Raw genomic sequence first — 13,380 nt, forward strand, 5'->3', positions numbered from 1 at the left:
TAAAAGCGCCGCGGCTCAGGCGTGACTACACGTCAGAGCGCGAGAAGCGCCAGCCGCCCAGGGCAAGCAGCACCACCGCCAGCGCGCACCACAGCCCCAGGCCGAGGGCCGGGCTGGAAACCGTGAACGAGGTGACGTCGGCGCCGGCGTTGAGGCCGGGCGGGCTGAGCGCCGCGGTGAGGAGCATCGGCGGCAGGTAGGGGATCACGAAGCTGCGCACGAACTCGGAAGGGATAAGCGCGAGCACCGGGGAGAGCATCATCACCGCGAGGATGAGCACAATGGTGCCGGCAGAACTGCGCAGCAGATATCCGATTCCCAGGGCCATCCACGCGGAGGTGACCATGGCGATGATGAAGTTAAGGAAGAGCCACCAGGCATCGCCGCTGAAGCCGATTGTGAGGCCGAAGAGGGTGCCCACCACGGCGCCCAATCCTAGGAGCACCAACGTGGTGGCCAGGGCGACCAGGCTGAGCGCGAGGGTGCGGGCGGCCACGTTGCGCCAGCGGCGCGGGTCGGCGCTCACGGTGGAGCGCATGGTATTCGCGGCGTATTCCGAGCACACCGTGACGGCGCCGAAAGCTACCATGATGATCTGGAAAATGCTGCTCGCGCTGATGAGGACGTATGCGGCGAGGGAATGCTCCGCCCCCATGGCGGTGGCGTACGCATTGAGTTCGAGCTCGCTGGAACCCCAGGCCGTGAGCGCGGTGATCGCCAGGGAGAAGAGCGTCCCGATGACGAGCGTCCAGCGCAGCGAAGGCAGCGTGAGGATCTTGCGCAGTTCGGAGCGCAGCGAGCGGCCCAGCGTGACTCGGTAGTTCGGAGCCGCGAATTGGCTGATGCGCGGGGGAACATAAGCGGTACTCATCGGTGGCCTCCCGGGAGGTTCGTGGTGGGGCGGCCCGCGCCGTATTCGACGTCGTGGCCGGTCAGGTCCATGAAAATATCTTCCAGCGAGCGGTGGACGGTAGCCAGTTCGTCCAGCTGCACCCCTGCCTCGAAGGCGATTTTGCCGATGGCCGCGCGTGAACCACCCGGGATCGCGAAACGGGCGACCGGGGCGACCGGCGTGGCGTGCCCAACCGGCGTGGCGTGCCCAACCGGCGTGGCGTGCGCCTCCGGCGCGCCCGCCGCGGGCCCCGCAACCTCGCTAGCATCCTGGAAGTCCAGCCCGGCTGCCCGCAGCGCACCCTCCAAGCCGGCCCGGTTGGGGGAGGCCACCAGCACCGTGGTATTCGCCGCGGCTTCGGTGAAACTCTCGATGGGACCGAAAGCAATCATGCGCCCGCGCCCGATGACCAGCAGGTCGTCAGCGGTTTGCTGCATTTCGCTCATGAGATGCGAGGACACCAGAATGGTGCGGCCCTGCTGCGCGAGCGTGCGCATGAGCAGACGCACCCAGCGCACCCCGTCCGGGTCCAGCCCGTTGACGGGTTCGTCGAAGAGCAGCACTTCCGGATCACCCAGCAGCGCCGCGGCAATCCCGAGCCGCTGGCCCATACCCAGGGAGAAGCCCTTGAGCTTACGCTTGGCCACGGTCCCGATGCCCGTCAATTCGATGACTTCGTCCACGCGCCGAGCGGGAATCCCGTGGGTGGCAGCCAGAATCTGCAGGTGGCTACGCGCGCTGCGCGAACCGTGGAAGGCTTTGCCATCCAGTAGTGCGCCCACCGTGGTGAGCGGGGAGGCGAGCTGCTCATAGGGCTGCCCGGCGATGAGGGCACGCCCGGAGGTGGGGCGATCCAGCCCCATAATGCAGCGCATCGTGGTGGATTTGCCCGAGCCATTCGGGCCGAGAAACCCGGTGATTTTCCCGGGTTGGAGCTGGAAACTCAGGTTATCGACCGCGGTGGTCGCACCGTAGCGTTTCGTCAGGGCTTCGACTGTTATCACAGGCAGTCCTTTCGTGCTGGATTGGTGAGTGCCCGGCCGCGTTGGCACTCGCGCCGCCTATTCTACAGCCGCCCCGCACGCTCCCCGGTGGTCCTCATCTCATGGACGCTCCGCCGCCCCGTGTCTCGCCTCCCCGTATTCGCGCAGTCCTAGAATGTGCCTATGCCGCAATCCTCACGCACCACCACCCGCATCCGCGCCCTCGACGGCATCCGCGCGCTCGCGATCATTGCGGTGGTGCTCTATCACATGCGTCCGGCGGTGCTGACCGGCGGATTCATCGGCGTCACGGTGTTTTTCGTGCTGTCCGGTTTCCTCATCACCCGCAGCGTGCTGCGCGAGCTGAGCCGCGAACGCCGCTTCTCCTACCTGCGTTACCTGCGCCGCCGCCTCCTGCGCCTGTGGCCTCCGGTTCTCGTCACCATCGCGGGGGCTGCGCTCTTCAGCTACATTTTTGCGCCCAGCCTGCTCCCGAAAGTGCAGGCTGACGCCCTCCCGGCCGCGCTTTTCGCGAGTAACTGGGTCTATATTTTCCGGGAGGTCCCGTATTTCGCGGCCTCCGGCCTGCCGTCCCCGCTCACTCACCTGTGGTACCTGGGGGTCCTCGCCCAGTTCTACCTGCTCTGGCCGTTCATCCTGCTGGCTCTGCGCCGGGTGCGTTACTCGACGGTGCGGATCGTGGCGGGCCTGGCCCTCGCCTCCGCGCTGCTCATGGCCGTGCTTTTCTTCGCGGGTCCGGATTCCACCCGCGCCTACTACGGCCTGGATACTCGCGCCGCTGAAATCCTTATTGGCGCGCTTGCGGCTCTCGTTTCGCCGTATATTGCGTCCCTGTGGTCGCGCGCGGATAGTACGACGCCGCAGCTTCCCGCGCGTTCCGCCACCTCTGCTTTCGCGTTGCGGGTCGGCACCGGCGCCGCTCTCCTGGCGCTGCTGGCGCTGGCTGTATGGGCGGATGGTGAATCGGCTCTCACGTACGCGGGTGGTTTAACGACGACGGCGCTTCTGACCGCACTTATTGTCCTCACCGTGCACAACCCGCGGCTGGGCCTGAGCCGGGTATTGGCTAGTGCACCTTTTGCCTATGTGGGTTCGCGATCCTTCTCCCTCTACCTGGTTCACTATCCGCTGTTGCTTTTCATGAATCCGGCAACCCGCACCGCGGAGATTTCCGGGGCGGCCAAGATCGGGCAGCTGCTGGTGGTGGGCCTGGTGGCGGAGCTGTTTTATCGGTGTGTGGAGCATCCGAGCGCGCGCTTGGCGCGGGCCGGCTGGCGCGCGGGTTTACGTAGCTGGTGGACTAGCCTGCGCACGTGGCGTAGCGATATGCGCACGTGGTGCACCGGCTCGCGTAACTGGTGTAACTGGCGTAGCTTCGCGGGTAAGAACCAGCTGAGTGACACGGCCTTCGCGGTGCTGAGCGCGGTGTCTCTCCTGCTCGTGACTCTGCTGGCTTTTGCGCCGATTTCCTGGCAGCGCCTCGCGGATTCCCGCGCGGTGGCGCTGCGCCCCGAGCTCGCCGCCCCTGCGCCCGCTATCTCGGCCCCGGCCAGCTCCGCCCCGGCTGTCTCGGCTCCGGCCGCCACCAGCGCGGCGCCCACTCCCAGTCCAACTCCCGCGCCGGGCGCTCTCCAGCCCATCGCCACGAAAGTACCGGGCAATCTGGATGCTTCAGCGTGGAGTAAGGACCCGGCCACCGGTGTTTGCGGGGCTAACGCCGTGATGATCGGTGATTCGGTGACTTTGGGTGCCACCGAGGCCCTCAAGGAGGTCCTTCCCAATTCGGTGGTGGACGGTAAGGTCAGCCGGCAATTTACCGCCGGCGCGGAGGTGTTCGCCGAGCGCCAAGCCCTCGGGGAGAAGCCGCGGGTGCTTATCTATGCGCTCGGCTCGAACGGAGCTATTGGCGGGGAGGCGGATATCCAAAAACTGGTGGACGCCGCTCAGGGTCTTCCCGTCTATTTCGTGACGAACCGCAGCCCGCTGCCAGCCCAAAACCCGAATAACGAGCTGCTCAAGGCCTACGCCGCCTCCCACCCGAATGTGGGCATTATTGATTGGTGGGCGGCCACCGAAGGCCACGAAGAATTCCTGCGTGACGATGGCATCCATCTCACACCCACCGGGCAGCAGCACTTCGCTACCCTTATCCAGCAGGCCCTGTGCGGGGCCTAAAAGGCCAGCCGGAAAGGTAGGAGCGGTGCGCGTTCTCAATTCTCTTCTCGGGTTGCTCCTTGCCGTCTTCGCGGTTTTCACGGTGCAACCGGCCTGGTTCGGTCCGGCCGCCCGGCTTGCCACCGTGGTGCCCGGGGCTCAGATCATGTCCAGCCGCGGGGCGCTGGCGCTCGGGATGCTGATCGCCGCGCTCGCGGTGGGGCTGCTCGGTGCGGTCCGCAGGTATTTTGGGGGTGGGCGCGTGGCGGTGAGCTGCGCCGTCGTGCTACTACTCGTGGCCCTCGCGCATGCCGGAACCTTGAGCGGGCGCGGGCTGGAGCGGGAGACTCTCGGTGCGCCCGCGGCCGGCGAGCTCACCGTGGTGCAGTACAACACCGAGGGCGGGCGCGTGGACTGGGATCAATTGGCCGATACCATCGTGCGGGTGGGGGCAGATGCGGTTTCGCTGATTGAAACCTCGGGCGATGCCGGTGCGGAGATTCAGGAGAAGCTGGCCGCGCGCGGGGTTGACTACCAGCTTTTTGACGGCGGTGTTTCTCGCTATAGCGCCGATTGGCGCTCTTCGGTGCTGCTCGTTTCAGCCGCGCGCGGGGAGTACGAAGCGGTGGATTTGAGCGAAAGCTACGGCGATGATCTGGCACGCGCGGTGGCGGCCGCGCCGCGCGACGGGGCGCGCCCGGGTGCTCCGATGTTCGTGGCCGGGCATCCCACGGCTCCGGTACCTGCGTATATGGATCTGTGGCGCGCGGAGGCGCGGGCGTTGTACCAGGTGTGTGCGGCCGTGCCGGATGCGGTTGTTGCAGGGGATTTTAATTCGACGGCGGACCACCAGGCTGCTCTCAGCCCTGGCTCGACCTGCCGTGATCTGGGGGCTGACGCCGGAATTGGCGCGGTGGGGACGTGGCCCACCAGGGTGCCCGCGCTGCTGGCCTCGCCAATTGATCGGGTCATGAGCTCGGGGGCCTACCGCGGGGTGGCCGGGGAGATCATCGACCCGGGTAAGGCCAGCGATCACCGCGGCATCATCGTGCGGCTCAAGCCGGCTGCTGCTCCTGCTACTGATCCCACGCCGGCAACGGAATCCGATTCTTAGGGACTGGCTGGGGCGGGGCCCGCAAGCAACTGTAAATGTGCCGCAAACTCGTTAGCGAGCTCATCCAATCGTGCGTTCACCACGGTAGTACTCCTCGAAGCGATCCAGGATTTCCATTTCGAAGTAGGCGTTAGTTTCTTTTGGTCCGAGCTGGTAGTTATCAGCGCGCAAGTCGAATTCTTCCCGGGTCATTCTGACCTCACGCAAGATTTCTTCCTTGCGCTTGAGAACATCTTCAAGTGATGTAAACGTAAGTTCCGGAGTACACAGCCGATCCTCGGCAATATCCATATGTCTCACTCCTTCAATCGTCTTATGGCGAAGTAGTTACGTGTGCTTCTCCGTCATTCTTGCGTGGTATGCAAGCGCCAAAAAGACCGATCCACAACCTGTGGAAAAACGCGGAGTAATTCTGCGGATAACTCCGGACCCGTTGCTGTCATATTCCTTCACCATCTACCCCCAATCCCACTCCTTGAAAACTTCCGTCACCTAGAATGGGAGACGTGGATTTGGATACGCTCTCGGAATGGTCTCCGGTTGTTTTTGACCTCTTAGATATTTTCGGGGTGTTCGTGGCGGCCATCCTTGGCGGCATGGTGGCCCGCGAAAAATCTTTCGACATCGTTGGTTTCGTTATCGTGGCGATTATCAGCGCCCTGGGTGGCGGTATGCTGCGCGATATCCTTATCCAGCAGGCGCCGCTTCTCAAGGAACCACCGGTGGCGCTCACCAATCCCTACTATCTCAGCTGCGCCCTGCTCGGGGCGCTGGTGGCCTATCTGCTGCGCCTGCGCGGGAAATGGGTGCGGCGCTTTATGACGGTCATGGACGCTGCCGTTATGGGTGCCTGGACCGCCACTGGTGTTATCAAAACTCTCAACGCCGGACTGGGCGTGATGCCGGCGGTCATGATGGGCATGATTACCGCGGTGGGTGGCGGGCTTATCCGCGATATCACGGTGGGCCGCACCCCGGTGATTTTCGGCGGTAATACTCTTTATGCCACGGCTTCGCTTATCGCGGCGTTCCCCGCGGTGGTGCTCTGGTACAACCACGCGCCGATGCTGGCGATGGCGGTTTCTACCCTGCTCGCTTCGCTGCTGGTGATCCTGGCTCGCGTTTTCGAGTGGTCGCTGCCCGTGAATCGGGACTATTCCGTGAACGATACTCTCCAGCACGTCAGTTCTTCGCTGAGCCGGCGGATGCGTAGGTTGCGGGACGAAGAACACCGTCGGCTTGCGCGTGCGGAACGCCAGGAACGTGCGGTACGACGGCGCAACCAATCCCGCCAGTCGCTTCGCGCGCGGGCACTCAGCAAGAAGAGCCAAGCGAATTCTTCCGGCTCGGGCGGCTCCGGAGATGCTGGCTCACATGCTTAGTAAATCGCAACCGGGCCGCAGGGGCCGGGAATCACATCAATCTCCGCGTCGAAAATCGCGGAAAGGCGCTCCGGGGTCATAATATCCGCAGGGGTGCCCGCGTCCATAACGATGCCCTCCCGCATGGCAATAATGCGATCCGAGTAGCGTGCCGCGAAATTAATATCATGGATAACCAGCACGATGGTGCGGTGGAGCTCATCCGCGGCCTGGCGCAGGTGGCGCATCATCTGCACCGAATGCGAAATATCCAGATTATTGAGAGGCTCATCCAGCAGCACGCAATCGGTTTCCTGGGTGAGGACCATCGCCACGTAGGCACGCTGGCGCTGCCCACCGGACAGCTCATCCAGGTAGCGCCCTTCCAGCTCCGTGAGCCCCAGGAAATCAATATAGCGGGAGATAATCTCCTCATCTTCGGCAGTGAGGCGCCCATTGGAATACGGGAACCGCCCGAAGCCAACCAGCTGGCGCACCGTCAGGCGAGTAACGAAGTGATTTTCCTGGCGTAGGATCGCGAGAATCTTGGCAAGATCGGCGGATTTCGTCGTCGTCACATCAAGACCCGCCACCGCAATCGCGCCCGCGTCCATACGCATGAGCCGCCCGATCATCGTCAGCAGCGTGGACTTACCCGCACCATTCGGGCCCACCAGCGCCGTGACCCCACCGCGCGGAATATCCAAGGTCACCGGGCCGATCCGCACCTCCGAACTGTAGTCGCGGCGGGTACCTTCCATGCGGATCATCGGATCCGCGCAGCTCAGATCAGCCGCACGCAGATGCGGGGAAACAACCGGCGGAACCGGTGCGGGAACCTCGATATGTGTGCCTGCTGTTTTCTTGCGGTGGCGCATTACAACCGCCCCTTTCTCAGAACGACGACGAGGAACATCAGGCCGCCCACCAGTTCAATAATGATGGAGACCACGCCTTCCGCCGAGAAAATATTTTTCATCACGAAGAAGCCACCCATGAGTACCGCGTAACCGATCACGGCGGCCATGGGGAAGAGGAAACGGTGATCGTAAGTATCCGCAGCTTGGTAGGTGAGGGTAGCAACCAGGAAACCGAAGAAGGTCATGGGCCCCACCAGCGCCGTGGATACCGAGATAAGTACCGCGATAAGCGTGAGAGAAATAAGGAGCATACGCAGGTGGTTGACGCCCAGCGACACCGCCACATCCCGCCCCAGCGCAATCGCATTGAGGGAACGCGAAATGAGGAGGAGCGCCACCCCGGCGCCCAGCGCCAGCGGGAGCGCCGCCACGAACACATCCGAGCGAGCATTCGCGATAGTGCCGAACATACGCGCGGAAAGCACATCGAATTCGGAAGGAGTAAGCATGCGCTGCATAAAAGCGGAAAGTGACCCCAACCCGGTGCCGATAATAATGCCGATTAGCAGCATAATATGAAGGCTGCCGAGTTTGCCGCGCAGCAGCCACCCGTACAGCGCCAGCGCGCAGGCCACCATAATCGCCACCTGGATAAGGAAAGCTCGCACCCCGGTGAAAGCCACGAACCCGGCCACCCCGAAGAAGAAAATCGTGGAGGTGTGAATCACCGAATACAGCGACTCGAAACCCATAATCGACGGCGTGAGAATTCGGTTAGTGGTGACCGTCTGGAAGGCGAGGGTGGCCAGCGACTGGCAGAAGGCCACCAGCAGAATAGAAAAAACTGCCTCGGCACGCATCCGGGTAATAATCCAGAAACCTTCGGAGCCCACCGCCACCGGAATATTCCACACAAAGTAGAGAGCGGTGCAGGCCAAGCCGAGCAGCGCGGTGCCGATCAGCAGCAACCAGTAGCGCCGCCGCGCCCGCGGGGTTGCGAAAGCGCCCGCGTGGCTGGGAGCTTGTCCAGGAACGCGAGACTTTTCGGGATATTGTGGTACGACGACGCTCATGAGAGCCTCCGCCGCTGCCGCAGAATAAGGAAGATGAACACGGCCGCTCCCAGGGTGCCGAGGATGAGGGACACCGGGATTTCAAAGGGGGCGATGAGGGTGCGGGATACCAGGTCACAGACCGTGAGGATTCCGGCTCCGAAAACGCAGACCCAGGGGAGATTAGAACGCAGATCGTCCCCGCGCAGCAACGAAATAATATTAGGGACGATAAGCCCGAGGAAGGGAATACGGCCAATCACCACGGTGACCACGCCGGTGGTCAGGGCGATCACCCCGGTGCCGAGCAGCACGATGAGGTTGTAGTTCACGCCCAGCCCGGTGGCCACATCCTCACCCAGGCCTGCCACGGTGAGGCGGTCGGCCAGGATAAAAATGAGGACGGTGGCAATAAGAACAATCCACAGCGGTTCGTAACGTCCGGCCACCACATTCGCGAAACTGCCCTGGAACCAGACCCCCAGGGTCTGCAGAGTGTCAGTTTTGAGGGCGAAGAAGGTGGAAATAGCGGATACCACCGCGCCGAGCATAATTCCCACAATCGGCACAATCACCGAGGAACGCAGCGTCACCCGGCGGAGGAACAAGAAGAAAATAATGGTGCCGATAAAAGCGAAAAGGATAGCTGCCAGCATCTGCTCAATAAGCGAGGTATGCGGGACCAGGAACATGACCACGAGCAGCCCGAGGCCGGCCCATTCGGTGGTGCCCGTGGTGGTGGGTTCCACGAATTTATTCTGGGTCAGTAATTGCATGACCAGCCCGCACATCGCCATAGCGGCACCGGCCAGCACCAGGGAGGCGGTACGGGGGATGCGGGTGGCGAAATACATGAATTCGCCGTCTTCGTGCTCGGCGATATTGTAGGTGCCCGTGGTCATGGATAGATAGACGAGACCCGCCAGAATCACGACGCCGAGGGTGAGCGGTAGGGCTCGCAGCAGTCTACTCGCGGTAGGCCTGCGGGAGGAAAGAGAACTCTGCGGTGGTGTTGTCATGGGCGTACAAGCTGCGGGGGCCGGGTNCCCGGCCCCCGCAGGTTAGTAAACCGTTAGCCTGAGCTACTTGGCGGCCTTGAAGGCCTTGGCCAGGTCGTTGAGGAATTCGATGTAGGTTTGCGGACCTTCGTTGATGTAGGTATCCGCGGGCATGGTCAGGATCTGCTTCTTCTGCACCGCCGGCACATTGGCCATGGCGGGGGAGTTGGTTACCAGATCAGCACCGTGGGCCTCACTGCCTTTACCGACCGCGGCATCGCGGTCCATAATGAGGATCCACTCGGGATTGGCCTGGGCCAGGGCTTCGTCGGAAACTTCGTCACCCCTGTGGTTAGCGGTTCCTTCACCCAGATCGAAGGCCGGGGTGAGGTTGAGGAGCGGGTAGAGCGGCCCGAGGGTGCGGCCCACGCCCGGGGCGAGGTAGCCCATCTTGCCACCGCTGGTATTGATGGAGAGAACCTTCTGGCCGGCAGGGTAGGCATCGCGCGCGGCGGCAATCGCGGCATCCAGATCCGCGTTGAGCTTAGCGGCTTCCTTTTCCTTGCCGAAGATCTTGCCCAGATCCTCAACGTCCTTCTTCATGCCGTCCATGAGGAGTTCGCCGGACTTATTGGCGTCCGCATCCTTTTCTTCCTTGGGCAGCTTGATGTTCAGGTCAATAATCGCGGCGTTCGGAGCGGCGGCCTTGATCTTGTCATAATGCTGGGCGAAGCGCTGGCCCACGATGACCAGATCGGGGTTAGCCGCGGTAATGGCCTCAAAATTCGGTTCGCGGTGGTTGCCGATATCTGCAACTGATTCATCTGCGACGTACGCGGAATCCTTGGGCATAACCTTCTTGGGTGCCGCCACAAGCTTGACGCCCCACTCGTGCAGAGTTTCGAACGTGCGGTTATCCAGGGAAACCACGCGCTCCGGGTTGACCGGAACTTCCTGGGTGCCATGCGAATCCGTGATCGAAACGGTGCCGGCGCCCTCTGTGGTGGCCTCAGCGGCAGGTTCCGAAGCGGCGGCGGAAGGTGAGGAGGTATCCTTGGCCGAGTTATTGGAGCAAGCGCCCAGCGCGAGGGTGCTGGCAGCCACAAGCGCGAAAAAGCCGCGAACTGTCTTCTTCATTGTTTACCTTTGCGTAGAGTAAAAATACGTTAGGGAAGGAAGTCCTAACCCATCCATGAGTGTACTTATACGGGACACCTTAATTCAAGGCTGTGCTTATAGTGCGGTAATTTCCCAGGCCAGTCCAGTGTATAAGCCTTAACTAATGTGGCGGATTTTAGCGACGCTGTCACGAAGGTGGAGTTTTTGGGCGGGTTCGGTGCTGGTGCTATAGGACCTCGGGCCAGCGGCCCGCGCGTTAGCGCGGCGTCGTCGTCACCCTGCATGGCACCGGGGGTAGAAGCACCTCGGCAGCAAGATGTGGAACGGATCTTGCCACCGAGGTGCAGTCGCTGTGGTGTATAGCCACTGGCGTACGGGATACCTATGCGCTCCGTTGAGAATCCGGGAGACCCCACGCCGCGGTACTACTCTTCAAGGTTACGCTACCGAAAGTTACCGCGGCGTGAAGGGCGCTCCGGGATATCTCACAGATGTGGATATCTCAACAAACCTTGACTAGTCCCGAGGCTCTCAGCATCGGCACTTTTTGTTTCGGTGCGCTTGGTTTCAGCCCCGCTCTAGTCCCAGCGTTCTTCCGGGCGGGCGGGATCCTGCCAGACGGTGTGGAAAACGCCCTCGGTATCGAGCCGGCGGTAGGTATGCGCCCCGAAATAATCACGCTGGGCCTGAATAAGATTCGCCGGGAGGCGCTCGGCGCGCACGCCATCGTAGTAGGCCAGTGAGGAAGCGAAGGCCGGGATCGGCACCCCGCGTTGCGCGGCGAACACCACAATCCGGCGCCAGGCCTCCACGGCCCCGGAAATCTCGGAGCTGAAATAGGGATCAGCCAGGAGCAGCGGCAGATCGGGCTGGCGAGTATAAGCCTCGGTAATACGGTCGAGGAAAGCCGCGCGAATAATGCACCCGGCCCTCCAAATTCGCGCCATCGCGCCCAGGTCGATACCCCAGGAATTCTCCAGGGAACCCTTGCGGATGAGCTCGAAACCTTGGGAGTAGGCCACCATCTTCGAGGCGTAGAGAGCCAGGCGAATATCTTCGATAAAGCGCTCGCGATCCTCCACCGCTACCTCGGTGGTGTGCCCGGGTAGGCTGCGGCCGGCAGCACGTTCCGCGCTATCCCCGGACAGGCTGCGCGCGAAAGTAGCTTCGGCAATACCGGTGGCAGGAACCCCGAAAGCGGCGGCGTTTTGCACGGTCCAGGCCCCGGTGCCCTTCTGGGCGGCGGCATCCTGAATCACGTCCACGAGCGCGCCCCCGGTGGCGGCATCGCGCTGGCGCAGCACCTCGGCGGTGATCTCAATAAGGTAGGAATCCAGCTCGGTGGAATTCCAGCGTTCGAAAACGTCGCCAATATCCGCGGCGCTCATGCCCAGGGCGGTGCGCATGAGGTCATAAGCTTCCGCGATGAGCTGCATATCCGCATATTCGATGCCGTTATGCACCATTTTCACGAAATGGCCGGCGCCGTTGGGGCCCACGTAGGTGCAGCACGGTTCGCCGTTCTTACGCGCGGCAATCGCCTCAAACATGGGGCCGAGGCGATCATAGGATTCGCGGGTGCCACCGGGCATAATCGAGGGGCCCTTGAGTGCGCCCTCTTCGCCGCCGGATACCCCCGTGCCCACAAAATGCAGCCCGCGCGCGGAGATCTCCGCTTCGCGGCGCATGGTATCGGTGAAAAGCGAATTCCCGCAGTCCACGATAATATCGCCCGGTTCCATGAGATCGGCGAGCTCCTCAATAACAGCATCGGTGGGCTTGCCGGCTTTGACCATAATAATGGCCACCCGGGGGCGGGCCAGCGAGGCCACAAAATCCGCCATGGATTCGCTCGGGTAGAACTCCCCTTCACCGCCGTGTTCCGCCGTCACCCGCTCGGTCTTCGCGGCGGTGCGATTATGGATAGCGACTTTGTAGCCGCGGCTGGCGAGGTTGCGGGCCAGATTCGAGCCCATCACCGCCATTCCAGTTACTCCGATATCTGCAACGCCAACGGGCGGAGTGGGAATAGACATGCGGCTCCTTCTTCTGAGATTTCTACGAACGCCTGATTGAGGTTTCTAACGTGTCTATTCTAGAGTCCCGCGTGGAAGTGGTGGATATGTGTTTCGTTCGATTCTTAGCGACCGTGTGGAATATGACAGCAGGATGAGAATCTTGCCATCTTGCTTCGAAAAACGGCCGGTTTCGCGGGTGCTTGTTAGGGTGGCGGTATGAAAAGAACACGTTTCGCGGCCCTGATCGCCGCCACCGCTACCGCCACCGCCGTGACCCTGAGCGCGTGCTCGAATGACACTGCCACCACCGCGGATGCCCCTACCGCGAATACCAGCGCCACGCCCCAGGCCAGTGCCGTGGCACCGAGCTCCGATGCTCATAATGGAAAGAACGACGCCGCCGCCGCNGCCGCGGCGGGAGCCTGCGGGGCAGCCCATCTGGCCGCCACTTTCGAAGCCGGCAGCGCTGCCGGCACTCATATCCTCACCCTCACGAATTCTTCGCAGGCGGCCTGCACCCTGCATCCGGATGTGGAGATCGAGCTGAAAGACGCCGCCGGGGATGGCGTCTCTGAGAATCTGGAACTGAGCTCCCAGGCTGGCAGCATTGCTCCGGGTGCCAGCGTGAGCTGGACGGTGGCGGTGGCTGATGCCGGGAGTGTGCCCGGGTGTGCTCCCACCAAGCCCGCCACCCATCTTGAGGTGGATATCGAGGATGGCGGGGAGGATATTGACATTCCCGTCAATCTCACGGGCTGCCAGGATGATGATATCGACCTGCTGAGCGAAGTCCGCTAGCGGGGAATCA

12 protein-coding genes are annotated in these 13,380 nt (G+C 62.4%); 4 read left to right on the forward strand and 8 right to left on the reverse strand.

Annotation, left to right across the window (positions count from 1 at the left end; genetic code table 11):
* Positions 1-25: 25 nt before the first annotated feature.
* Together AC5RK6_RS06385 and AC5RK6_RS06390 are read right to left on the reverse strand one after the other, a co-directional pair.
* Positions 26-871, reverse strand: a complete 846-nt coding sequence (locus AC5RK6_RS06385; protein WP_435730942.1) for an ABC-2 family transporter permease — start codon at positions 869-871, stop codon at positions 26-28.
* Positions 868-1,896: an ATP-binding cassette domain-containing protein gene (locus tag AC5RK6_RS06390; RefSeq protein WP_435730941.1), complete on the reverse strand. Its 1,029-nt coding sequence runs from the start codon at positions 1,894-1,896 to the stop codon at positions 868-870. The genes AC5RK6_RS06385 and AC5RK6_RS06390 overlap by 4 nt, the downstream gene beginning before the upstream one ends.
* A gap of 162 nt (positions 1,897-2,058) precedes the next feature.
* Between AC5RK6_RS06390 and AC5RK6_RS06395 the strand changes: the two genes are divergently transcribed.
* A complete protein-coding gene (locus AC5RK6_RS06395) occupies positions 2,059-4,071 on the forward strand; it encodes an acyltransferase family protein (protein WP_320758132.1) in 2,013 nt (670 codons plus the stop codon).
* A gap of 25 nt (positions 4,072-4,096) precedes the next feature.
* Positions 4,097-5,164, forward strand: a complete 1,068-nt coding sequence (locus AC5RK6_RS06400) for an endonuclease/exonuclease/phosphatase family protein (protein WP_320758133.1) — start codon at positions 4,097-4,099, stop codon at positions 5,162-5,164.
* A 60-nt stretch (positions 5,165-5,224) separates the two neighbouring features.
* On the opposite strand, the gene AC5RK6_RS06405 is transcribed toward AC5RK6_RS06400, so the two are convergent.
* On the reverse strand, positions 5,225-5,455 hold the full coding sequence (locus AC5RK6_RS06405; RefSeq protein ID WP_320758134.1) for a hypothetical protein: 231 nt from the start codon (positions 5,453-5,455) through the stop codon (positions 5,225-5,227).
* Between the two features lie 206 nt (positions 5,456-5,661).
* Between AC5RK6_RS06405 and AC5RK6_RS06410 the strand changes: the two genes are divergently transcribed.
* Complete coding sequence (locus AC5RK6_RS06410; RefSeq protein WP_320758135.1) at positions 5,662-6,546, forward strand: trimeric intracellular cation channel family protein; 885 nt, start codon at positions 5,662-5,664, stop codon at positions 6,544-6,546.
* Here AC5RK6_RS06410 and AC5RK6_RS06415 read toward each other — a convergent pair.
* From AC5RK6_RS06415 to gnd, 5 genes are all read right to left on the reverse strand, one after another.
* A complete protein-coding gene (locus tag AC5RK6_RS06415) occupies positions 6,543-7,295 on the reverse strand; it encodes an iron ABC transporter ATP-binding protein (RefSeq protein ID WP_320758147.1) in 753 nt (250 codons plus the stop codon). The two genes, AC5RK6_RS06410 and AC5RK6_RS06415, sit on opposite strands and share 4 nt — an antisense overlap.
* A gap of 107 nt (positions 7,296-7,402) precedes the next feature.
* Positions 7,403-8,458: an iron chelate uptake ABC transporter family permease subunit gene (locus AC5RK6_RS06420; protein WP_320758136.1), complete on the reverse strand. Its 1,056-nt coding sequence runs from the start codon at positions 8,456-8,458 to the stop codon at positions 7,403-7,405.
* Positions 8,455-9,456 carry an ABC transporter permease gene (locus AC5RK6_RS06425; protein ID WP_414429735.1) on the reverse strand — a complete coding sequence of 334 codons (1,002 nt, stop codon included), beginning with the start codon at positions 9,454-9,456 and terminating at the stop codon, positions 8,455-8,457. Before AC5RK6_RS06425 ends, AC5RK6_RS06420 begins: the two co-directional genes overlap by 4 nt.
* A 63-nt stretch (positions 9,457-9,519) precedes the next feature.
* Entirely contained in the window at positions 9,520-10,572 is a 1,053-nt protein-coding gene (locus AC5RK6_RS06430; RefSeq protein WP_320758138.1) for a siderophore ABC transporter substrate-binding protein, read from the reverse strand.
* A gap of 560 nt (positions 10,573-11,132) precedes the next feature.
* Positions 11,133-12,590: an NADP-dependent phosphogluconate dehydrogenase gene (gene gnd / locus AC5RK6_RS06435; protein WP_320758139.1), complete on the reverse strand. Its 1,458-nt coding sequence runs from the start codon at positions 12,588-12,590 to the stop codon at positions 11,133-11,135.
* A gap of 198 nt (positions 12,591-12,788) precedes the next feature.
* Here gnd and AC5RK6_RS06440 point away from each other — a divergent pair, with 198 nt between their 5' ends.
* The gene (locus AC5RK6_RS06440) at positions 12,789-13,370 is read left to right on the forward strand and encodes a DUF4232 domain-containing protein (RefSeq protein WP_320758140.1); all 582 of its coding nucleotides are present in this window, start codon (positions 12,789-12,791) and stop codon (positions 13,368-13,370) included.
* The last annotated feature ends 10 nt before the right edge of the window (positions 13,371-13,380 follow it).

This window comes from Actinotignum sp. usb-actsch-213 (genome assembly GCF_059085665.1).